15 protein-coding genes and 1 riboswitch are annotated in these 22599 nt (G+C 40.3%); of the genes, 9 read left to right on the top strand and 6 right to left on the bottom strand.

What is annotated here, in order from left to right:
• Position 1 precedes the first annotated feature (1 nt).
• The 9 genes from LQE94_RS06790 to glgB all read left to right on the top strand — a co-directional run bounded on the left by LQE94_RS06790 (position 2) and on the right by glgB (position 17292).
• Positions 2-1756, top strand: coding sequence for a glycoside hydrolase family 13 protein (locus LQE94_RS06790; RefSeq protein ID WP_240577296.1), 1755 nt, complete (start codon positions 2-4; stop codon positions 1754-1756).
• Between the two features lie 70 nt (positions 1757-1826).
• A complete protein-coding gene (locus LQE94_RS06785; RefSeq protein WP_240577327.1) occupies positions 1827-3458 on the top strand; it encodes a glycoside hydrolase family 13 protein in 1632 nt (543 codons plus the stop codon).
• 151 nt (positions 3459-3609) lie between these two features.
• Entirely contained in the window at positions 3610-4725 is a 1116-nt protein-coding gene (locus tag LQE94_RS06780; RefSeq protein WP_240577295.1) for a heparan-alpha-glucosaminide N-acetyltransferase domain-containing protein, read from the top strand.
• 173 nt (positions 4726-4898) lie between these two features.
• A complete protein-coding gene (locus LQE94_RS06775) occupies positions 4899-6356 on the top strand; it encodes an SPFH domain-containing protein (protein WP_118737853.1) in 1458 nt (485 codons plus the stop codon).
• A gap of 156 nt (positions 6357-6512) precedes the next feature.
• Positions 6513-7142 (top strand): uracil phosphoribosyltransferase, encoded by a 630-nt coding sequence (upp, locus tag LQE94_RS06770; protein ID WP_117990554.1) that lies wholly within the window; start codon positions 6513-6515, stop codon positions 7140-7142.
• A 37-nt stretch (positions 7143-7179) separates the two neighbouring features.
• A riboswitch (Lysine riboswitch) is annotated at positions 7180-7350 on the top strand.
• A 107-nt stretch (positions 7351-7457) separates the two neighbouring features.
• A complete protein-coding gene (locus tag LQE94_RS06765) occupies positions 7458-9068 on the top strand; it encodes a Na+/H+ antiporter NhaC family protein (RefSeq protein ID WP_118737873.1) in 1611 nt (536 codons plus the stop codon).
• Between the two features lie 139 nt (positions 9069-9207).
• The gene (locus LQE94_RS06760; RefSeq protein WP_022075077.1) at positions 9208-10011 is read left to right on the top strand and encodes a Cof-type HAD-IIB family hydrolase; all 804 of its coding nucleotides are present in this window, start codon (positions 9208-9210) and stop codon (positions 10009-10011) included.
• Positions 10012-10725: 714 nt separating this feature from the next.
• The gene (locus LQE94_RS06755; protein WP_240577294.1) at positions 10726-15036 is read left to right on the top strand and encodes a hypothetical protein; all 4311 of its coding nucleotides are present in this window, start codon (positions 10726-10728) and stop codon (positions 15034-15036) included.
• Between the two features lie 273 nt (positions 15037-15309).
• Positions 15310-17292: a 1,4-alpha-glucan branching protein GlgB gene (gene glgB, locus LQE94_RS06750; protein ID WP_240577293.1), complete on the top strand. Its 1983-nt coding sequence runs from the start codon at positions 15310-15312 to the stop codon at positions 17290-17292.
• A 47-nt stretch (positions 17293-17339) separates the two neighbouring features.
• On the opposite strand, the gene LQE94_RS06745 is transcribed toward glgB, so the two are convergent.
• From LQE94_RS06745 to LQE94_RS06720, 6 genes are read right to left on the bottom strand one after another with little or no spacing between them, the layout of a single operon-like run.
• On the bottom strand, positions 17340-17963 hold the full coding sequence (locus tag LQE94_RS06745) for a V-type ATP synthase subunit D (protein ID WP_022075715.1): 624 nt from the start codon (positions 17961-17963) through the stop codon (positions 17340-17342).
• A gap of 56 nt (positions 17964-18019) precedes the next feature.
• A complete protein-coding gene (locus tag LQE94_RS06740) occupies positions 18020-19411 on the bottom strand; it encodes a V-type ATP synthase subunit B (protein ID WP_022075714.1) in 1392 nt (463 codons plus the stop codon).
• Positions 19412-19426: 15 nt separating this feature from the next.
• Positions 19427-21193, bottom strand: coding sequence for a V-type ATP synthase subunit A (locus tag LQE94_RS06735; protein ID WP_118724486.1), 1767 nt, complete (start codon positions 21191-21193; stop codon positions 19427-19429).
• Positions 21186-21773, bottom strand: coding sequence for a V-type ATP synthase subunit E (locus LQE94_RS06730; protein WP_240577292.1), 588 nt, complete (start codon positions 21771-21773; stop codon positions 21186-21188). The genes LQE94_RS06735 and LQE94_RS06730 overlap by 8 nt, the downstream gene beginning before the upstream one ends.
• A gap of 12 nt (positions 21774-21785) precedes the next feature.
• Positions 21786-22094 carry a V-type ATP synthase subunit F gene (locus LQE94_RS06725; RefSeq protein ID WP_022075711.1) on the bottom strand — a complete coding sequence of 103 codons (309 nt, stop codon included), beginning with the start codon at positions 22092-22094 and terminating at the stop codon, positions 21786-21788.
• Between the two features lie 52 nt (positions 22095-22146).
• Complete coding sequence (locus LQE94_RS06720) at positions 22147-22581, bottom strand: ATP synthase subunit C (protein ID WP_022075710.1); 435 nt, start codon at positions 22579-22581, stop codon at positions 22147-22149.
• Positions 22582-22599 lie beyond the last annotated feature (18 nt).

Genomic DNA, 22599 nt, shown 5'->3' with positions numbered 1-22599 from the left:
GATGGAGTTTACCGGGGTATATCATAAAACATCAGAGCAGATGAGTTATCCTCTGGATGAGGACAGGCTGATCGTAAATATTAAGACCGGGTATGATGTAAAACAGGTATTTATTCATTACGGAGATCCTTATGAGGCAGGGATTCTGGGTGGAAATGAAAAATGGACAGGAAAAAGAGAGGAAATTATTTATAAAAAACGTCTGCCTTATCAAATCTGGTGGACAACAACGCTTCTTCCAGAATATAAACGATGTAAATATTATTTTGAACTGAGAACAGAAGAGGAAGTCTGGTATTATTTTGAAGACGGTTTCCTGACTGAAGAGCAGCTTCAGATGGATGGCCGTATGCAGCAGTGTTTTATTGTACCATGGATGAATCCCGCAGATATAAACCGCACACCTGCATGGGTGAATGATACGATCTGGTATCAGATTTTCCCGGACAGGTTTTGCAATGGGACACCGGAAAAGAATGGAAATGATATCACACCGTGGAGAAATCACGGAACAGTGACAAATCAGGAAAAATTCGGAGGAAATCTGGAGGGAATCCGTCAGAGACTACAGTATCTTCAGGAGCTGGGAATTACCGGAATTTATCTGAATCCGATCATGGAAGCAGAATCTAACCACAAATATGATACTACAGATTATACAAAGATTGATCCGGCTTTCGGCAATGAAGAAATGATGAAAGCACTTTGCAGGGAAGCGCACGAAAAAGGAATCCGTATTATGGTTGACGCAGTATTTAATCACTGCGGAAGAAAATTCGCGCCGTGGATGGATGTGCTGGAGCAGGGGAAAGACTCTCGTTATGCGGACTGGTTTATGATAGAAGACTGGGAAGAGATCGGAAAACGAGCAGACACAAGAGACAGGCGCTTTTACTCTTTCGCATTTGCAGATACGATGCCAAAATTAAATACGAATAATGAAGAAGTAATTGAGTATTTTTGCAAGGTCTGCGAGGAATGGATTCAAAAATTTGATATAGACGGAATCCGTTTTGATGTAGGAAATGAAGTATCACATCGGTTCTTAAAGCGGATGCGAGAACATTTAAAAGCGATAAAACCGGACATTTATCTGTTGGGAGAAATCTGGCACGATGCAAGCCAGTGGCTGCAAGGAGATGAATATGATTCCGTTATGAATTACCCGCTGCTCAGTGGAATCCATGACTTTTTTCTAGATAAAACGATGAAAAAAGAGGGGTTTGAATATATGGTAAATCGTTGCTATACTATGTATATGCAGCAGAATAACGATGTACTCTTCAATCTGCTGGATTCCCACGATACGGAGAGGCTTATGAACCGTTTTCATAATCTGGATAAATTCTATCAGCAGCTTGCAATTCTCTTCACACTTCCGGGAAGTCCTTGCATTTACTACGGAACAGAGATTGCGATGGAAGGTGCACATGACCCGGATTGTAGAAGATGTATGCCATGGAGTGAGATCGAAAGCAAAGAGAATCAGGAAAAAATTGCAATGATGCGGAAACTGATCATGCTTAGAAGAAACGAGAAAATGTGCAGAAGCCCGCATTTCCATTTTCCGGATACGTACAAAAATGATCGATGTGTAGAATATATAAAATTAGATGAAGAAGGTAATAAAATTGAGGTTCTATTAAATGCATCGGAGGAAGAAATAAAAGTAAAAGGGAATGGAAAAATTCTTTTTGCCCGAGAATTTGATGGAGAGATACTTGGTGTGAACGGAACACTCATTCGTAGAATTTAGAGAATATAAAGAAAGGAGAGGATATCCCGGTAGAACCAGATAATCTGCCGGTGAGATATCGAAATTGAGTATGGAAAATAAGAATAAATGGTGGAAAAATGCAGTTGTATATCAGATTTATCCGAAAAGCTTTCAAGATTCGGACGGAGATGGAATAGGTGATATTCCAGGAATTATCAGCAGACTGGATTATTTGAAAAAACTTGGAATAGATGCAATCTGGCTCTCACCGGTGTATCGTTCTCCACAGGATGACAATGGATATGATATTTCAGATTATCAAGATATTGAGCCAATGTTCGGAACAATGGAAGATATGGAACAGTTATTTGCGGAGGCAAAGAAACGCGGAATCCGAATTATGATGGATCTTGTATTGAATCATACTTCTGATGAACACAGATGGTTTTTGGAAGCAAAGAAAAGTAAAGACAATCCGTATCATGATTATTATGTGTGGCGTGACGGAGAAGAAGACGTTTATCCAAACGATATGAATTCTGTATTCGGCGGACCGGCATGGGAGTGGGTTCCGGAACTGGGACAGTATTATTTTCATCAATTTTCAGTGAAACAGCCGGATCTGAACTGGGAGAATCCGAAAGTGAGAAGAGAACTCTATGATATGATTCTCTGGTGGATGGAAAAAGGGGCAGGCGGATTTCGTCTGGATGTAATTGATCAGATTGCAAAAGAGCCAGATCTTAAGATCACAAATAATGGACCAAAGTTGCATGAATTTCTGCGTGAATTAAGCAGGGAAACATTTCAGAAGGGCGACATGATCACTGTAGGAGAAGCCTGGGGAGCAACACCGGAAATTGCAAAGAAATATAGTAATCCGGATGGAAGTGAATTTTCCATGGTTTTCCAGTTTGAGCACATTATGCTTGATCAGGAAGAAGGAAAGGAAAAATGGGACACGATTCCATTGAATCTGGTAAAGCTGAAAAAATGCCTTGCAAAGTGGCAGAATACTTTATATCAGGTAGGATGGAACAGTCTGTTCATGAATAACCATGATCTTCCTAGAATTGTGTCGCGCTGGGGAAATGACGGAAAATACAGAAAAGAGTCGGCAAAAATGCTGGCGACAATGCTTCATGGAATGCAGGGAACTCCTTACATTTACCAGGGAGAAGAGCTGGGAATGACGAATGTGCAGTTTGACAGCATTGAGGAATATGAAGATATTGAGACATTGAATATGTACAAAGAGCGTCTGGAAAAAGGATATCAGCCAGAAGAAATCATGCAGTCTATCTACGCAAGAAGCCGTGATAATGCCCGTACTCCGATGCAGTGGAGCGGGGATGAGAACGGAGGATTCACAACAGGAGAAGCATGGTTTGCCGTGAATCCAAATTATACCAGAATCAATGCCAAAGAGGCACTGGAAGACGAAAATTCGGTATTTTACTATTATCAGAAGCTGATTCGTTTAAGAAAAGAAAATGCAGTATTCGTGAATGGAAAATTTGAACTTCTTCTGCCGGAAGATGAGAGAATTTTCGCCTATACGAGAACAGATGAGCATACAAAGATGCTGGTATGTACAAACTTTACGGATGAGGAAGTTAGCTGCCCATTGCTTGAGGAGTGGAAAGCCGGGGAAGTCTGGATCCGGAATTATGAGGACGAAAGAGAAGGAAATATATTGCGTCCTTATGAGGCGGTGATAATTGCATTTACTGGCAAATAGATTGAGTTTATTTCTTTTTGAAAAAATGCGTTTTACAAAAATAAAAACAGAATTGAACAACGGATGCCTCAATGATAAACTGTTTGTATAAGCATATAACGATAAATATGATGCACTAATAATAGGTACAACAGTGAAAGAGGTGAGAAATATGTTATCTTTACAGGACAGAGAAGTGAACACAGGACGACAGCGGGAACTTGATCTGGTAAAAGGTTTCCTAATGATCATGATAGTATTTATACATTCATTTCAGACAATAGCAGGCGTGGAAGCAGCAGAATCGAATGTACATAAAATTATGTTTACACTGTTTATGCCGACAGGTGCTTGCTTATATTTATTTACTATGGGATTTGGAAGTGTTTTTACACGACATTCTAAGCCTGAAGATATGGTTAAAAATGGTGTGAGACTGTTATTGTATCAGGGATTAAGTAATTTATGTTATGCAGCAGCTTTGTTAATTAGTTTCAATATTAGAAATATGATTACAGGAGAAGTCGCAGGCAGCAGAGAATTATATGCACAAAACATGTATGCAGCACTTACATTTGTAAATATATTTTTTATATCAGGTATGTGTTATCTTGTGCTTGCGATATATAGAAAATTAAATGTAAAGATCAGTGGATATGTAATCAGTGCTGTAATAGTAGGAATCGTATCACCATTTACAAAGATGTTGGTTTCTGAAAATCAGGTACTTAACTGGATTTTGGATATGACGTTTGGAGGAAAAGGTGAAACAAGCTTTTGTTTCTTTCCGTATTTGAGTTATGTATTTTTAGGATATGTTTTTGGAAAAGTGATCAGAAGAGTTCCTGAAGATGAAAAAGGAGATTTTTATAAAAAGAGTGGTATAATATGTGGAATTATAGCAGTGATATGGTTTGCATGCTGCATAATGACACACCCTACAGTTGATAGATTTTTTAACTATATGATTGAACAGTACAGAACGCCGGGACTGGCAAAAGTAGTCGGAAGCTTTTGCAGTATCATGTTTGTATTTGCAATTGCATTTTGGATTATGCCGATGATAGAAAAATGGAAATTTGGATATAACAAATTGTGTTATTATTCAAAACAAATATCTAAGATATATGCAGTGCATATCGGTGTGTATTATGTGATTTGTGGTTTCGCTGCATTTTCCGGATTTAATGTAAAAGAGTGTTTGATATGGTCGGTTATAGTGCTGATAGTAACTGATTTGCTTGTACAAGGATACTTAATAATTATGAATAAGATAAAAAGAGTGTGACAATATAAATAGGTAGAAAGGCTCAACGCCGGTGCAGATTTTGCACCGGCGTTTCTTTTTTGGTTATCAAAATTCACTTACTAGCATAAGTGATAGTGAAATTATGTGGATTTCAACTTATTATAAGTGTAAGATAATAATAGGCGAATTATTCTATGGAAGGAGATATAGGTATGGGACTTATTAAAGCAGTTGCAGGAGCGGTAGGCGGAACAATGGCAGATCAATGGAAAGAGTTTTTCTATTGTGAAGCAATGGATAAAAATGTCATGGTGAGGAAAGGACAGAAGCAGACGAGTTCTCGTTCTTCTAATAAAAAAGGCAATGACAATATTATTACAAATGGTAGTGGAATCGCTGTGGCAGATGGTCAGTGTATGATTATTGTAGAACAGGGAAAAGTAGTAGAGATATGTGCAGAATCCGGACAGTTTACATATGATACATCTACAGAGCCAAGTATTTTCTCCGGTAATCTTGAAGATAGTATTTCAAAGACATTTGCAACAATCGGAAAACGATTTACATTTGGCGGCGATACAGGTAAAGATCAGCGTGTTTATTATTTTAATACAAAAGAGTTGATTGATAATAAATTCGGTACGCCAAATCCGATTCCGTTCCGTGTTGTAGATTCTAAGATAGGTCTGGATATTGATGTAGCAGTACGATGTTCAGGTGTTTATTCTTACCGAATCAGTGACCCGTTGTTGTTCTACACAAATGTGTGCGGTAATGTGGAGAATGAGTATACGAGAGAAGAAATTGACAGACAGTTAAAAACAGAGTTTATCAGTGCTTTGCAGCCGGCATTTGGACGGCTTTCTGATATGGAGCTGCGTCCGAATCAAATTGTAAATCATACTACAGAGCTGGAAAATGCTATGAATGAAACATTGTCAGCAAAATGGAGTGAGCTTCGTGGACTGAAGGTAGTAAGTATTGCACTTGGTTCGGTGACACTTCCGGAAGAAGATGCAGAGTTGATCAAACAGGCACAGCGTACAGCAATGCTTCAGAATCCAACAATGGCAGCAGCAACTATGGTAGGCGCTCAGGCAGATGCGATGAAAGCAGCAGCAAGCAACGAAGGCGGTGCTATGAATGGCTTTATCGGTATGGGTATGGCTATGAATGCAGGTGGCGGAATGAATGCCCAGAATTTATTTGCAATGGGAGCCCAGCAAGAGGAAGCAAGACGAAGAGAAGAGCTTGAAAGACAGGCGGCGCAAGCAGCACAGACTCCGCCTCCACAGGCAGCACCGGCAGCGGACAGCTGGCAGTGTACATGTGGCGCAACAGTTACAGGAAAGTTCTGTCCGGAATGTGGTTCAAAGAAACCAGAGCCAAAGCCGGCAGCAGATAGCTGGCAGTGTGCATGTGGCGCAACAGTTACAGGAAAATTCTGTCCGGAATGTGGCAGCCCAAAACCGGTACAGGAAGAGGGATGGACATGTTCGTGCGGAGCAGTAAATAAAGGAAAGTTCTGTTCAGAATGTGGAGCAAAAAAACCGGCAGCGGCACCATTGTATCGTTGTGATAAATGCGGTTGGGAACCTGAAGATCCGAAGAATCCGCCAAAATTCTGCCCAGAGTGCGGAGATCCATTTAATGATGCTGATATTCAGTAGAAAGATTGCGCAGTGATTCTGATAGGAATATGTCAGCTTCGCTGACCAGAATCACGCGCCAAGTTTCACGGACGTTCGACTTGAATAGAAAAAGGTGGTTTCAATACATAAAAATTGTTATAATAAAAGGTACAACTACAATGGAGGACGTAGAAAATGAGTAATGTAATTGAGATGACACACCCGCTGATCCAGCACAAGATTTCAAGATTGAGAGATAAGAATACAGGAACAGCAGAATTCCGTGCACTTGTAGAAGAGATTGCAATGCTGATGGGGTATGAGGCATTAAAGGATCTGCCACTTGAAGATGTTGAGGTTGAGACTCCGATTGAAACATGCATGACACCTCAGATTGCCGGAAAGAAATTTGCTATTGTACCGATCTTACGTGCAGGTTTGGGAATGGTAAATGGTATTCAGGCTTTAGTGCCGACAGCAAAGATTGGACATATTGGTCTGTATCGTGACGAGGAGACACACGAGCCACATGAGTATTATTGTAAGCTGCCGGATCCGATTGAAGAGCGTTTGATCGTTGTTACAGATCCGATGCTTGCTACAGGCGGTTCAGCAGTTGCAGCAGTTGATTTTATTAAAAAACATGGCGGTAAGAAGATTAAATTCATGGCTATTATCGCTGCTCCGGAAGGAATTAAACGTCTGATGGATGCACATCCGGATATTCAGTTGTATGTAGGCCATATCGACAGAGAGCTGAATAAAGCTGCTTACATCTGCCCAGGACTCGGAGATGCCGGGGATCGTATTTTTGGTACAAAATAGGGGTAGTTTTTTAAAATAAACTATGCTATTATATAAAATGTTTGATAGAGGCGCGGTGATAAGAGTATCCGGCTGGCAATAGTCAAGGGAAGACTGTCAGTAGGAGAAAGGAGAAGCCGCCGAAGGAATGATATTTCCCTGATATGATTCCTGGGCCGGATGCAGAATATGCTTCGGACTGTCACAGGCGTGGAGAGCTATCGAGGATATATGGATTTTTTGATTTATTTATGCCGCGGGCGACTCACCAACAAAGAGATGCCAGCGGCATTTCTTTGTCTAAAAATGGTTGGAGAAGGAGAAGAAAGAGAAAAAATGAGAAACAAGAGAAAAATGAGCGGGTTGCTCCTGGTTGCAATGAGCATATTATGTTTTAGTTCGATAACAGTATTTGCAGCAGACACATCCGCAGAGTATGTACCAGCAATGTATGCATCAATCTGGTCGTTAGTGCCTCCGGTTATTGCGATTGTATTGGCACTTATTACAAAAGAAGTGTATAGTTCATTGTTTGTTGGAGTTTTGATCGGAGGAGCTTTTTGGGCGGGATTCAAACCGGAAGCCACGATATTACATGTATTTCAGGATGGAGTGGTAGGTGTTCTCACTGACAGCTATAATATGGGTATTCTGATATTTTTGGTAATCCTTGGTGTTATGGTATGCATGATGAATAAAGCAGGTGGTTCAGCAGCATTTGGACGTTGGGCTAAAGAGCATATTAAGACAAGGGCAGGTGCACAGCTTACAACAATCGCACTTGGAATTTTGATTTTTATCGATGATTATTTTAACTGTCTGACAGTTGGAAGTGTTATGCGTCCGGTAACAGATAGTCACAATGTGTCACGTGCAAAACTTGCATATTTAATTGATGCAACAGCAGCGCCGATATGTATTATCGCACCGATTTCATCATGGGCAGCAGCAGTAACAGGATTTGTAAAGGGAGAGGACGGATTTTCAATCTTTATTCGTGCGATTCCATATAACTATTATGCAATCCTTACAATTATTATGATGGTGACTTTGGTTCTGGCAAAAGAAGATTATGGTCCTATGAAAGAACATGAGGACAATGCAATTGCGGGCGATCTTTATACAACGGATGACAGACCATATGAGAGTGCACAGGAAAATGTTATTTATAACAAGGGAAAGGTCATTGATCTGGTATTCCCAATTATTTCACTTATTATTTGCTGTGTTATAGGAATGATCTATTCAGGCGGGTTCTTCTCAGGAACAGGATTTGTAGAAGCATTTTCAGGAAGTGATGCATCTGTTGGACTGATGCTTGGAAGTTTCTTTGCAATGGTAATCACAATTGCATTTTATGCAGTAAGAAAAGTTCTGCGTTTTTCGGATTCTATGGCTTGTATTCCGGATGGATTTAAAGCTATGGTTCCTGCAATCCTAATTCTCACATTTGCCTGGACACTAAAATCAATGACAGATAGCCTTGGTGCAGCTGAATATGTAGCGTCAATCATGAATTCGGCAGCAAGCGGATTGTTAAATCTTCTTCCTGCAATTATATTCCTTGTAGGATGCTTCCTGGCATTTGCAACTGGTACTTCGTGGGGAACATTCGGAATCTTGATTCCTATTGTAGTTGCTGTATTCCAGGGAACAAATGAAACAATGATGATCATTTCCATTTCAGCTTGTATGGCAGGAGCTGTATGCGGAGATCATTGTTCGCCAATTTCAGATACAACAATTATGGCTTCAGCAGGAGCACAGTGCAATCATGTAAATCACGTATCAACACAGTTGCCATATGCAATGACAGTTGCTGCTGTTTCATGTATCACATATGTAATTGCAGGTGTGATACAGAATGCGGTTATTTGCCTGGTAATCGGAATTGCATTGCAGATTTTGGTGCTTCTTGCAATTCGAAACCATACAAGAAATAAATAAAATAAAAAAATAGTAGTAGAAAAGAGACTGACTTTTTGGGCACCTCCTAAAAACGAGAGTCTCTTTTTCTTTGACTAAATATAAATCTGCGTTATAATTACTTCAAATCAGGTAAAGCAAGCGAAGGGAGAAGAAACGAATGAAACCAATATTTTTTATAGATTATGATAATACAATTTTCAGTCATCAGACATGGCAGATTCCAGAAAGTACATTATGTGCACTTGAACAATTGCAAAAGGACGGATATAAATTAGTTATTGCAAGTGGAAGAGCATTTCGAAATAATTCACTTCCCGAAGAATTTCAAGGACGTATAACTCCGGATTGTCTGGTTAGTGCAAATGGCGCGATTGTTGAGATAGAAGGAAAATTAGTGAAAGAAAAATATTTTGATAAGGATTTACAGAGAAGAATATTAGACTACGTTGTAGAAAAAAATTATTGCCTGTTATCTGGACAGGGTAATGATTGGTGTACTTCCAGCATCGAGCGATTCAAGGAGATTGCATCTCCAAAACAGCAGCAGTTATTGCCAAAGAGTGGGGACGCATACAAGGCGTTATATGAAAAACAGATTCCGTCTATGTTTCTGGCAGATACAAAAGAAGCAATTGCTGATGTGCAGGAACATTTTCCAGAGACAAAGCTTTTGTGTATGGGGGATGAGCTTGGTGGTGCAGATATGATTCCAAAAGAGAATGGAAAGGTTAAAGGTGCAAAGTGTGTTATGGACTATTATCATGCATCCTGGGATGATATTATTGCAATTGGGGATAGTATGAATGATATAGAGTTGATTCAGGCGGCTGGATTTGGGATTGCTATGGGTAATGCGATGGATGAGGTGCAGGAAGCAGCAGATTATGTTGCAAAGCATATTGATCAGAATGGATTTGCGGATGCGGTTTCCAAAGCAAGAGAAGAGATAGCTAAAAGATAAAAAGAATTATCAGAAAAAATAGAATAATTTCAATGCGAAGAAAGAAAATTTAAAATAAAACGCATAAAATATTGACAAAATAACATTTAAGTGTTAAACTATAGGCAATTCGAAAGAAGGAAATATTATAGAGTAGGAGGTAGAGGTCCAATGGACGATATTAGTTCGATTACAACTCAATATGTTAGTGGTATGGCGGATGAAAGGTCCAATAATAAGAGATCTTTACAATAATCCAGCAGACATATTGAACATAGATACCACATAAGATAGGATTTCATAAGATGTGTAAAGAAACATCAGATGTAAATCAGATCAAATAGCGAGATACCTGATTATAGATGGAATAATTAAGTAAGTATTTGGAATATCGAAGGAAGGGTACTGCAGGTATTGAACAGTTATAGAAAGAATAATTCGGGAGATAGCGCGGAAATAAAATAATAAAAAATTGAATAGAGAAAAAGAAATAGAAAATGCATCTGCAATGTCAATTGTGGATGCATTTTTTTGACATTGTGAAGCACTTATGGTAAACTAAGAAATAATTATCGGGGAGTCTACCCTTTGATAATTATAAGTAGGATAAATATAAAAAATATTGAGTTACAAAATCAATAAGAGGCACTAAGAATGCAGAGGCATTCTTGAATTTAAGAGAGTATAAATAATTTAGAGAAAGAAACGACAGAGTAAGTTTACGAGGTGAGTACAGTGGACAAGTATGAGTATAAGCTGAAGACAGAACAAATGCTTGAACTGATGGAAGATGGTGCATACAGCAGAGCAGCAGAACTTGCAGATAGTATTGACTGGCGAAGAGTTCGTAATACTACAATGCTGATGAATGTAAGTGACATATATGAAAAAAGCAGAGATTATCATAAGAGTTTCGAAGTCTTGAAAATTGCTTATCATAGGGCAGAAGGAAGTAGAAAGATCGTATATCGCCTGTGTACACTTGCATTAAAAACAAGAAATGTAGATGAGGCAATAGATTATTATGATGAGTTCCTTCATATTGCACCGAAGGATCCAAATCAGTATATTTTAAAATACCAGATTTTAAAAGTACAGAGAGCTCCGATCGAGCAACAGATTGATGCACTCGAATCATTTAAAAAGGCAGAGTATGTGGAAGAGTGGGCATATGAGCTTGCTAAATTATACGAACGGGCAGGCAAGATTACGGAGTGTCTGGAAGAGTGTGATGATCTGATTTTATGGTTCAGCGAAGGAAAATATGTATATCAGGCGATGGAACTGAAGATGCGTTATAAACCGCTGACACCATCACAGCAGGAAAAGTATAATAGAAGATACGAAAAGCCAGGAACTACTACAGAAGAATTACCTGATTTAAATAACGTGGATGAGAATGGTGTTAAGGTGGCAGCGAAATCTGTTACTACAACACAAGAGCAGACTGAGGAAGATGCAGTTAAGACAGAGGAAAAAGCAGAATCAGATAAATCAGCAGAGAGTGAACAGGATATTAAGATTCCGGTAGTTGAAGAAACTTTAGCGAACAAATTTGTAGATGAGGATGTTGTAAAAGCAGAGGTTCGTGCAAAAGCGAAAGCAGAGATTTTAGGAGAAGCAGATTCTTTTGAGCCTACTTCAATTGATTCATTAACAGAGTCGATAAGAAAAGCAGCAGAGACAGAAACTGTGGAGCAAGAGAAGTTAGAGGAAAAAGAAGAACAAGAGTCGGAAGAAATTGCAGAAAAAACAGAATCTTCCGAAGACGTGAAGGAACAGGTGCTTGATCCAAAAGCAGATTCCGTTGAAGTAAAAACAGAATCAGAAGTCGAGGAGAAACAACCGGAGAAGAAAAAAATCGGTAATACAATGCGTTTAGATGAGGCATTGAAGGCTTTATTACACATTGGTGGTTCAGATAGCGGTTCTAGAGAAAGTTCAGACGAAGAAGCTGAGAAAAAAGATGATGATTTGTCAGATTTGAATGATGCAATTGAAGATATTGAAGATGTTGTAGATTTAAGTCTGGTGCAGAGGGTAGAACAGAAGCGAGTACAGAAAAAAGCGCTGGAAGCAGTGAAAGATGTCAAGGTTGATTCAGATTTGGAAGAACTTAGTATGAAAAAATTAAAATCTAAACCTGAAACGACAGTAAATCTGGATGATACATTGCCAATGAATCTGGATGATACAGTAGAAATGTCGCCGGAAGAGATAATAGCTATGTATGGTGGAACCGAGGAAGCTATCGAGGAAGAACCAGAAGCCGAGGAGATTATCGAACCGGAAGAGGAAGAAATCATCGAGGAAGAACCGGAAGCCGAGGAGATCATCGAACCGGAAGAGGAAGAAATCCTCGAGGAAGAGCCGGAAGCCGAAGAGATTATCGAACCGAAAGAGGAAGAAATTATCGAGGAAGAGCCGGAAGCCGAGGAGATTATTGAACCGGAAGAGGAAGAAATTATCGAGGAAGAGCCGGAAGCCGAAGAGATTATCGAACCGGAAGAGGAAGAAATTATCGAGGAAGAGCCGGAAGCCGAGGAGATTATTGAACCGGAAGAGGAAGAAATTATCGAAGAAGAGCCGGAAGCCGAGGAAGTTATTGAACCAGAATATGCTGAGGAAGAAACGATAGATGAGGATGAAATTTTCGAAGTAGAACAGGTCCTTGAGGCAAAATATATTGAGCCGGAAGATGAGGAAGAAGATCAGCTGGATAATCAAGTGACAGCAAGAATGAGCCTTGAAGAATTGTTTGCTGCATGGGATGAAGAGGATGCCTTGGCAGAAGCGGAAGAATTTGAAGAACCGGAAGCCGAGGAGATTATTGAACCGGAAGCTGAAGAAGTCATCGAGGAAGAGCCAGAAGCCGAGGAGATTATCGAACCGGAAGAGGAAGAAATCCTCGAAGAAGAACCGGAAGCTGAAGAAACAGAGGAAATATCAGAAGAAGATATTTTGAATTTAGATTCGGCAGAAGAATGGTCAGATGATGAGCTGACAGATGCATTTGAAGAAAATTTAGATAATAAAGCGGAATCGGTAGAAAAAATAGATGAAGCATTGAATGAAGCTGAGTCTGTGAAGGATATCAAGCAGGCAGAGCCTGAGAAAGAGGAAACAATGAGCGTAGAAAGAAAGACAGGAGAGCCAATCTTACCACCAGACATACAACGTCTGATAGACGAGATTGAAGGTGTAATTCCAAGAGAAGATGAAGAACCAATGTCAGAAAGCAGCACATCTGCTTCCAAAATGCAGGAGCGTATGCCAGAAGATAACATGGAACAGGAAATGGACATGTTAAGGGTAGATGACTCAGATGAATATGAAGATGAGTATGAAGATGAATATGCAGATGAATTTCCGGTAGAGGAAGAAGAAAGTTTGGAAGCTGTTCAACCACAGGGAGGTTATACTCAGGAATTTGAAAGAATTATGGATGATCGTTTTGCGTCGTTTGAAGCAGAAGAAGATTATTCAGATGAGCTTGGAGATCTTTATCCGGATATGGAAGATGATATTTCGGACGAGGTTGATGCAATTGCTCTGGAAGAAGAGGCTTTTGAACAAGAAACAGAAATTGATTCGCCAGAGTATGAGGACGATGAGTATCCGGAAGAAGAATACGAAGACGAGTATGAGGACGATGAGTATCCGGAAGAAGAATACGAAGACGAGTACGAGGACGACGAGTATCCGGAAGAAGAATACGAAGACGAATACGACGAGTATCCGGAAGAGGAATACGAAGACGAGTACGAGGATGACGAGTATCCGGAAGAGGAATACGAAGACGAGTACGAGGATGACGAGTATCCGGAAGAGGAATACGAAGACGAGTACGAGGATGACGAGTATCCGGAAGAAGAATACGAAGACGAGTACGAGGATGACGAGTATCCGGAAGAGGAATACGAAGACGAGTACGAGGACGACGAGTATCCAGAAGATGAATACGAAGACGAATATGAATACGAGGATGATGAAGAATATGGTGCAGCTGATGCAGCAGCACAATTCGAAGCAGAATTCCGTCCGCAGTCATCAAATGATGAATATGACGATCGCTTGATGGATGATGAAGATGATGATGCTGGTGTTAATTTCCTTTCTAAGACAGCACCGCTTAGTAGAAAAGAAACAGCAAAATTAATTGCTACAGGTAAGACAGCACCGCTTCCATTGGATGAGATTTCTAATGCATTATCTATTTCTGATACAGGATTCCTTGTTCATAACAGACATGAGTTACTTTCAGAATCAGGAAAGAAAAAAACAGAATTAACAGCAGATCAGAAGAGATTATTCTCTTACTTCGTTCCTGTTCGAGGAATGAGTGAGCAGTTAGTAGATGTTTTGGAACAGGATAAAAATTGTACAAATAGACGTGGAACATCAAGAACAGGAAACTTGTTGATCATTGGTAACAAGGGAAATGGTAAAACTGTTCTGGCAGTAGATGTTGTAAAGGCAATTCAGAGACAGAGAAATATTCATCAGGGTAAGGTTGCTATTGTAACCGGAGAATCGTTGAATAAGAAGAAAATAGGAGAGATTTTCCGTAAGTTATATGGCGGGGCCCTCATTATTGAAAAAGCAGGTAAGCTTAATGAAAGAACAGTTGCAAAATTAAATAAAGTTATGGAACAGGATACAGGAGAACTTCTTATCGTATTAGAAGATCAGAGAAAACCACTGGATAGATTGTTATCTTCTAACCGTGAGTTCCGAAAGAAATTTACAAGCCGCCTGGAGGTTCCGATTTTTATTAATGATGAGTTGGTAACATTTGGTCAGACTTATGCACAGGAAAATGGTTACCGTATTGATGAGATGGGATTGCTTGCTTTATATAGTCGTATTGATGCATTACAAAGAGAAGATCATTTTGTAACAGTTGCTGAAGTAAAAGAAATTATGGATGAGGCAATGGAACATTCAAAGAAGGCATCTGCAAGAAAACTTGTAAAACGTGTATTTGGAAAAGGTACAGATGAAGCAGATCGAATTCTGCTGACAGAAAAAGATTTCCATATTTAATATAAGAGCAATAAAAAAGAGGTTGTTTTATCACTGAAAAAAGTGATGAGACAACCTCTTTTTTTCTTTTATCAGAGAATTTTTTCGTTTTATCTGACATTGTCTTTTAGTTATAAAATCAAGTATCTTTATAGTAAAAACAATTAAAGAAAAATGTTAAAAATTTTAGAAAAAACACGCTAAAACTCTCGATTCGACACGCTTTTCTCTTTTATTTTTCTATCATATCAAGTATAATAAGATTATATAAAATACGAGTTGCGAGGTGGCTTTATGGCAAACAATATGACAGAGGAAAAGACAGTTCAGCCATACGAAATTGGGGAGTTGGACCAATATTTGTTTGGAAATGGAACACACTATGAATTATATAAAAAGATGGGTGCACATCTGGTTACAGTAGATGGAGTCAAGGGTGTGTACTTTGCAGTGTGGGCACCACATGCAAAGAGCGTGTCTGTAATTGGAGAATTTAATGAGTGGGATTTAAATGCTGACATGATGCAGCGTCATGATCCAATGGGAATTTATACAAAACTTGTACCGGGTGCAAAAGAAGGACAGTTGTACAAATTCTGTATTGAGACACAGAACGGGGCAAAAATTGATAAGGCAGATCCATTTGCAAATTATGCAGAACTCAGACCGGGGAATGCATCTAGGATCACCGATATTTCGAATTTGAATTGGAGTGATTCTTCATGGATGAAGAAACGAGAAAAGTGGGATGAGAAAACGAACCCAATGTCTATTTATGAAGTGCATATGGGTTCTTGGATGAGACATCCGGGAAGAGAAGATGAAGGATTCTATACATATCGTGAATTTGCAGAGAGAATCTCGGAATATGTAAAGGATATGGGATATACACACGTGGAGCTGATGGGAATTTCGGAGTATCCATATGATGGCTCCTGGGGTTATCAGGTGACAGGATATTATGCACCGACTTCTCGTTATGGAACGCCGGAAGATTTTGCTTATATGATTGATTATCTGCATAAGAATGATATTGGTGTTATTCTTGACTGGGTACCGGCACATTTTCCAAAAGATGCACATGGGCTGGCTGATTTTGACGGACAGCCATTGTTTGAATATGCAGACCCAAGAAAGGGAGAACATCCTGATTGGGGAACAAAGATTTTTGATTATGAAAAACCAGAAGTACAGAACTTTTTGATTGGAAGTGCATTATTCTGGATTGAACATTTCCATGTAGATGGATTACGTGTAGATGCAGTAGCATCTATGTTGTATTTAGATTATGGAAAAGAAGCCGGACAGTGGATACCGAATAAATTCGGCGGCAATGAGAATCTGGAAGCAATTCAGTTCTTTAAACATCTGAATTCAGTGGTACTTGGCAGAAATCATGGCAGTGTAATGATTGCAGAAGAGTCTACTGCATGGCCGAAGGTGACAGGAGATCCGGAGAAGGATAGCCTTGGATTTAGCTTAAAATGGAATATGGGCTGGATGCATGATTTTACAGAATATATGAAACTGGATCCGCTGTTCCGTAAAAATGCACATTATATGATGACATTCTCAATGGAGTATGCTTATAGTGAAGACTATATTCTTGTATTGTCTCATGATGAAGTTGTTCATTTGAAATGCTCTATGTTGAATAAGATGCCGGGAGAAGGATTGGACAAGTTCCGTAACCTGAAAGTGGCATATGCATTTATGGCAGGGCATCCTGGTAAGAAGCTATTGTTTATGGGACAGGAATTTGCACAGCTTCGTGAGTGGAGTGAGGAACGTGAATTAGACTGGTATCTGCTGGCGGAAGAACCACATCAGCATATTCAGAACTGGGTACAGGATTTACTTCATTTGTATAGAGACCAGAAAGCATTGTATGAATTAGATACGCAGCCAAGTGGCTTCCAGTGGATCAATAAAGACGATGTATTCAGAAGTATTTTCAGTTTTGTAAGATATTCAAAGGATAGAAAGAAGAGTTTATTATTCATATGTAACTTTACTCCGGTAGAACGTCCGGATTATCGTGTCGGAGTACCAAGAGGATGTCAGTATAAATTAATTTTGGATAGTGAAGATCAGAGATATGGTGGACAGGACAGAAAAATAGGTTCTGTAGTCCGCGCAACGAAACAGGAATGCGATGGACAGGATTATTCATTCGCATACCCATTAGCCGGATATGGAGTGGCAGTGTTTGAGTTTGACGGAAACATAAGAACAACGAAAAAGACTCATGGAAAGCCAAGAAAGAAAAGAAAATAGCAGATGATTTGAAAAACCAATAAGAAAAGAAGGGTGGAGCAAGTGCCCTAACCCTTCTTTTCTTTCATGCGTTTGATAACTTTTAGACGTGTGAATTCTTCACGTTCTTTTTCTTCCAATGCATTACTAATCGTATAAACAAGATTTGTATACATCGGAATTGTAATATTTTGAAGTGCATTTGCGCGCTTCTGTGTCTTCTTTATGTTTGTTGCAAGACGATAAGCTGCATTTTCGACCATAGATAATTTAACGGTCAAATCTTTTACCTTCTGAAACGCCTTTGTGGCAAGGTCGATGGACTCCCTAGTTGTGCTAAATGAATAGGTTGGCATAACATTGGCGGGAGTATATTTTACATGGGGAATCTCCGTACCCATAATACTTCGAGTCTGTATCACAATAGAATTTTCGATTGGAACTGTATATGCAAGCTGGGAAACCAGGTTAATTCCATGTTCGATATTTGCACGCTGCAGACATTGGTATGCATAGGTAAAGGTCGAATCAATCTCGTCCTGAATATCGCGGGCTTCGTCGATAAGATCCATCAGCTCCCGGATCAGGATGTTTCGTTTTTTGTCCATCAGATCGTAGCCTTGCTGTGCCAATGCCAAAGAATTTTTGGCAAGCATCAGATTTCCTTTTGTGGGAAATGTACGAGGATCCATGAAATCCCTCCTTTCATCTGAAAAATTGATAGTGCATTGATGTTAAAGATGAAAAGCTATTCTTCCTCAGTCTGCATAGGATGATAGTATTTATCCAGAATTTTAGTATCTACACGGTCTAACTCTTCTTTTGGCAATCTGCCAAGCAGTTCCCAACCGAGGTCTAAGGTTTCTTCTATTGTCCGGTTTTCATTTACGCCTTGTCCGATGTAACGGGTTTCAAATTCTTTACCAAATTCCAAATATTTTTTGTCGATTGGAGAAAGCTCATCCTCGCCGATAACAGAGGCTAGGTTACGGGCATCTCCAACTTTTGCATAAGCAGAGAAGAGCTGATTGGCGAGATCTTGATGATCTTCTCTTGTATATCCTTTACCGATACCATCTTTCATCAGACGTGACAGAGATGGAAGAATATTGATCGGTGGATAAATGGACTGTCCATGCAATTGTCGCTCTAATACGATCTGCCCTTCGGTGATATATCCGGTCAGGTCAGGGATTGGATGTGTGATATCATCATTTGGCATTGTGAGGATCGGGAGTTGGGTAACAGAACCATTCACACCTTTTACGATGCCGGCACGTTCATAAATAGTTGCCAGTTCACTGTACAAATATCCTGGGAATCCTTTACGGCTTGGGATTTCTCCTTTTGATGATGAAACCTCTCGCATTGCTTCTGCGAAAGAAGTCATGTCGGTAAGGATAACGAGGATATGCATATTTTGCTCAAATGCAAGATATTCGGCAACGGTCAATGCAACCTTCGGTGTGATCAGACGCTCCACTACCGGATCGTTTGCCATATTCAAAAACATGGCTACGTGGTCGGCAACTCCGCTGTCTTCAAAAGTGCGGCGGAAGAAATCAGCAACATCATGCTTAACACCCATTGCGGCAAATACAATCGCAAACTGTTCGTCGGAATTTTCTCCCAGAGAAGCCTGTTTTACAATTTGTGCGGCAAGCTGGTCGTGTGGAAGTCCATTTCCTGAGAAAATCGGAAGCTTTTGTCCACGAATCAAAGTGGTTAATCCATCAATCGCAGAAATACCGGTACGGATATAGTTACGTGGATATTCACGTTCTACCGGATTTAAAGGAAGTCCGTTGACATCTCGTTTTAATGAAGAATGGATTGGACCGAGGTCATCGATTGGCTGTCCGATACCATTGAAGGTGCGGCCAAGCATATCCGGGGATAATGCAATCTCCATCGGATGACCGGTCAGTTTGGTATGTGTATTTTTTAAAGACATATTTTCGGAACCTTCAAAAACCTGAATGACGGCTTTGTCTTCATAAAGTTCAATAATACGTCCGATTTTACGTTCTGTTCCATCTACGACAAATTCTACGATTTCATCATAAAAAGCGTCCTGTATGCCCTCCAGTGCAACAAGAGGACCATTGATACTGCTTAAGCCTAAATATTCAATTGACATAGTATAGTTTCCTCCTTATGCATTCTTTTCCAGTACATGTTGATAGAACGCGTCAATATCACGATGATACTGTTTAAACATTTCAAGCCGGTCATTCGGCACATCATATTTGATGGCGATAACGCGGTCAAATATATTTTCTGATTTGAGAACAGACATTGGATGCCCCATAGTTACAAGAGCTCTTGCCTGTTTGTAAAGATACAAAATCGTATCCATCATAAGAAACTGTTTTTCCAGTGAAACGCAGGTATCATCTTTGTGGAATGCATTTTGCTGCAGGAATCCAAGACGGATAACACGTGCGATTTCAAGAATCAGCTTCTGGTCATCAGGAAGTACATCACTACCAATCAGCTTGACAATCTCCAAAAGACTGCTCTCTGAATTTAAAAGTGCCATCAGGCGGTTGCGGTAGTCCACAAATTTAGGAGAAACATGATCCTGATACCAAGGTGATAAATCTCCCAGATATTCGCTGTAGCTTGTCAGCCAGTGGATTGCCGGGAAATGTCTCGCATAAGCAAGACTTTTATCCAGTCCCCAGAAGCAGCGGACAAATCGTTTGGTATTCTGCGTTACCGGTTCAGAGAAATCACCACCCTGAGGTGATACTGCACCAATGATAGTAACAGAACCATCTGTTCCATTTAAGTTATGCATCATACCGGCACGCTCGTAAAAAGCTGACAGACGGGATGCAAGATAAGCGGGGAAACCTTCCTCGGCAGGCATTTCCTCCAGACGTCCGGAAAGTTCTCTAAGCGCTTCAGCCCAACGAGATGTAGAGTCAGCCATAATCGCTACATCATATCCCATATCGCGATAATATTCAGCCAGTGTCAATCCCGTGTAAATAGAAGCTTCACGTGCGGCTACAGGCATGTTGGAAGTGTTGGCAATCAATGTGGTACGGTCCATCAAAGGGTTACCGCTTCGAGGATCTACCAACTGGCTGAATTCTTCCAGAACCTGCGTCATTTCGTTGCCTCGTTCGCCACAACCGATATAGATGATGATGTCGGCATTAGACCATTTGGCAATCTGATGCTGAGTCATTGTTTTACCGGTACCAAATCCACCAGGGACAGCAGCAGTTCCGCCTTTTGCAATTGGGAACATCGTATCAATGATTCTCTGTCCTGTAATCAGCGGAGTAGAAGCCGGAAAACGATGATGAGTTGGTCTTGCAACTCGGATAGGCCAGCGTTGTGTCATAGTAAGTTCTTTTGTAGTGCCGTCATTTAATTGCAGAGTAATAAGAGTCTCATCAATTGTGTAAGCTCCGTCGGGAACAACATGGACAACGGTTCCTTCCACTTCCGGTGGAACCATGCATTTATGAACGATGGCACGAGTCTCCGGAACCTCTGCGATAATATCTCCGCCACGAAGAAAATCTCCTTCTTTTACGGTGATGTGTGCTTCCCATTTCTTTTCACGGTCCAGAGAATCAACAGTGACACCGCGAGTGATAAAAGCTCCGCCGCTCTTGGCGATTTCTTCAAGAGGACGTTCGATACCATCAAAAATATTATTTAAGATTCCAGGGGCAAGGGTGACTGATACGGCACTTCCGCTGGCAACGACTTCCTCGCCGGGACGTAGACCGCTGGTCTCTTCATACACCTGGACAGTTGTCATATCTTTTGTCAGGGCAATTACTTCTCCGACAAGTTTTTCCTTTCCTACATAAACCATCTCGGACATGCGAAATCCTGTATTTCCCTTCAGATAAATGACGGGACCATTGATTCCGTAGATTGTAGCAGTATTAAGCAATTCCGTCACCTCCTGAGAATAAGAATTTATCATATTCATCTCGTAATTGTGTTTTAAATGAATGATCGATCAAAATATTTCTGTCGCGGATGACACAGCGGACTCCACCAATAAAATCTTCTGTACTGATTGTAAGCTGTGTGCCCGTAGCTTTCTCCAGAGAGGATTTTAAGGATTCATCTGACGGGTTAATATAAATCGTCATAGAAGATCCGTTCGCAAATGTAAGAGCATCCCGGATACAGCGAATCAAGAAATCCGGATAATCTGCTGAATTCATATAATCATGGACAAGCTCCAGAGTCTCTTTAAAAATCTTATCTTTCAGATCCTGCTGGATTTTGCTCTGCTCACGTTTTAAGTCAAGCTGTGCTTTGGCAAGCGATTGATTGATCTGCTGTTTTGCATTGATCGTCTCTGTTTTAATACGGATCTCAGATTGTCTTTGAGCTTCTACTTTGTGATCCTGTAATACTTTTTCAAGAGCATCCCGGTACGAGTCAATAATCTCATTGCCCTGAGCCCGGGCCTCCTCCATGGAGGTCGCCTGTAAATGTGCAATTTTTTCTTCTAAAGTCAAGGTACTACCTCCCTATAATTTTAATCCGATTGCTTCTGTGATATAAGAAGTGATAAAGTCTTTCTTTCGTCCGGTACCATGTCGGTCAGGAATCTCGATCAAAAGAGGCATCTTTCGCTCCAGACGGAATTGATCAATGATGTCTGGAAATTCCTGACCGAATTTTTCTGTCAGGAGGACGATACCAATTGTTTTGTCGAGCAAGACCTTCTCCAATTCTTCACGAAGTTCGTCACGTTCATGGACAACAACACCATCTACGCCGGCAAGACGCATGCCGGTATAGGTGTCGACGTTGTCACTGATTAAATACATTTTCATAAAATACTCCATTCCGGCTGCTGTATTAAATACCTGCAGCCCAAGCGGTGTTTTACAACTTTCCTAAAATCATGAAGGAGATAATCAGTCCATACAGACAAACACCTTCTGCAAGACCTACGAAAATTAAAGATTTACCAAGTACGCTGGAATCTTCACTGATTGCACCAAGAGCAGCACTTGCAGCACTTGCTACGGCGATACCGCCACCGATACAAGAAAGTCCTGTAACAAGAGCGGCTGCGATATATCCAAGTCCTGTTGCAAGTGAACCGGAAGTAGCTGCTGCATCAGCGGCGTGTACAGTTGGTCCGCCAAGCATCATGATCGATGCGATGGCAAAAGCACCAAAGAAGAAAAATGCGTTGACACCGATAGTACGTTTATAACGTTTTTTGTTTTTTTCTCCGATTAAGTAATATCCAAAAGGAATGATGATGCTCAGTACGAGAGCGACGATAAAAATAAGTTTTGTTGCAGTTGTCATAATAAACGCCTCCTATAA

The organism is Mediterraneibacter sp. NSJ-151, from assembly GCF_022487435.1.
GTDB lineage: Bacteria > Bacillota > Clostridia > Lachnospirales > Lachnospiraceae > Schaedlerella > Schaedlerella hominis.
The sequence above is the reverse complement of the archived record's forward strand: the minus strand, read 5'-3'. Positions and strand labels throughout refer to the sequence as shown.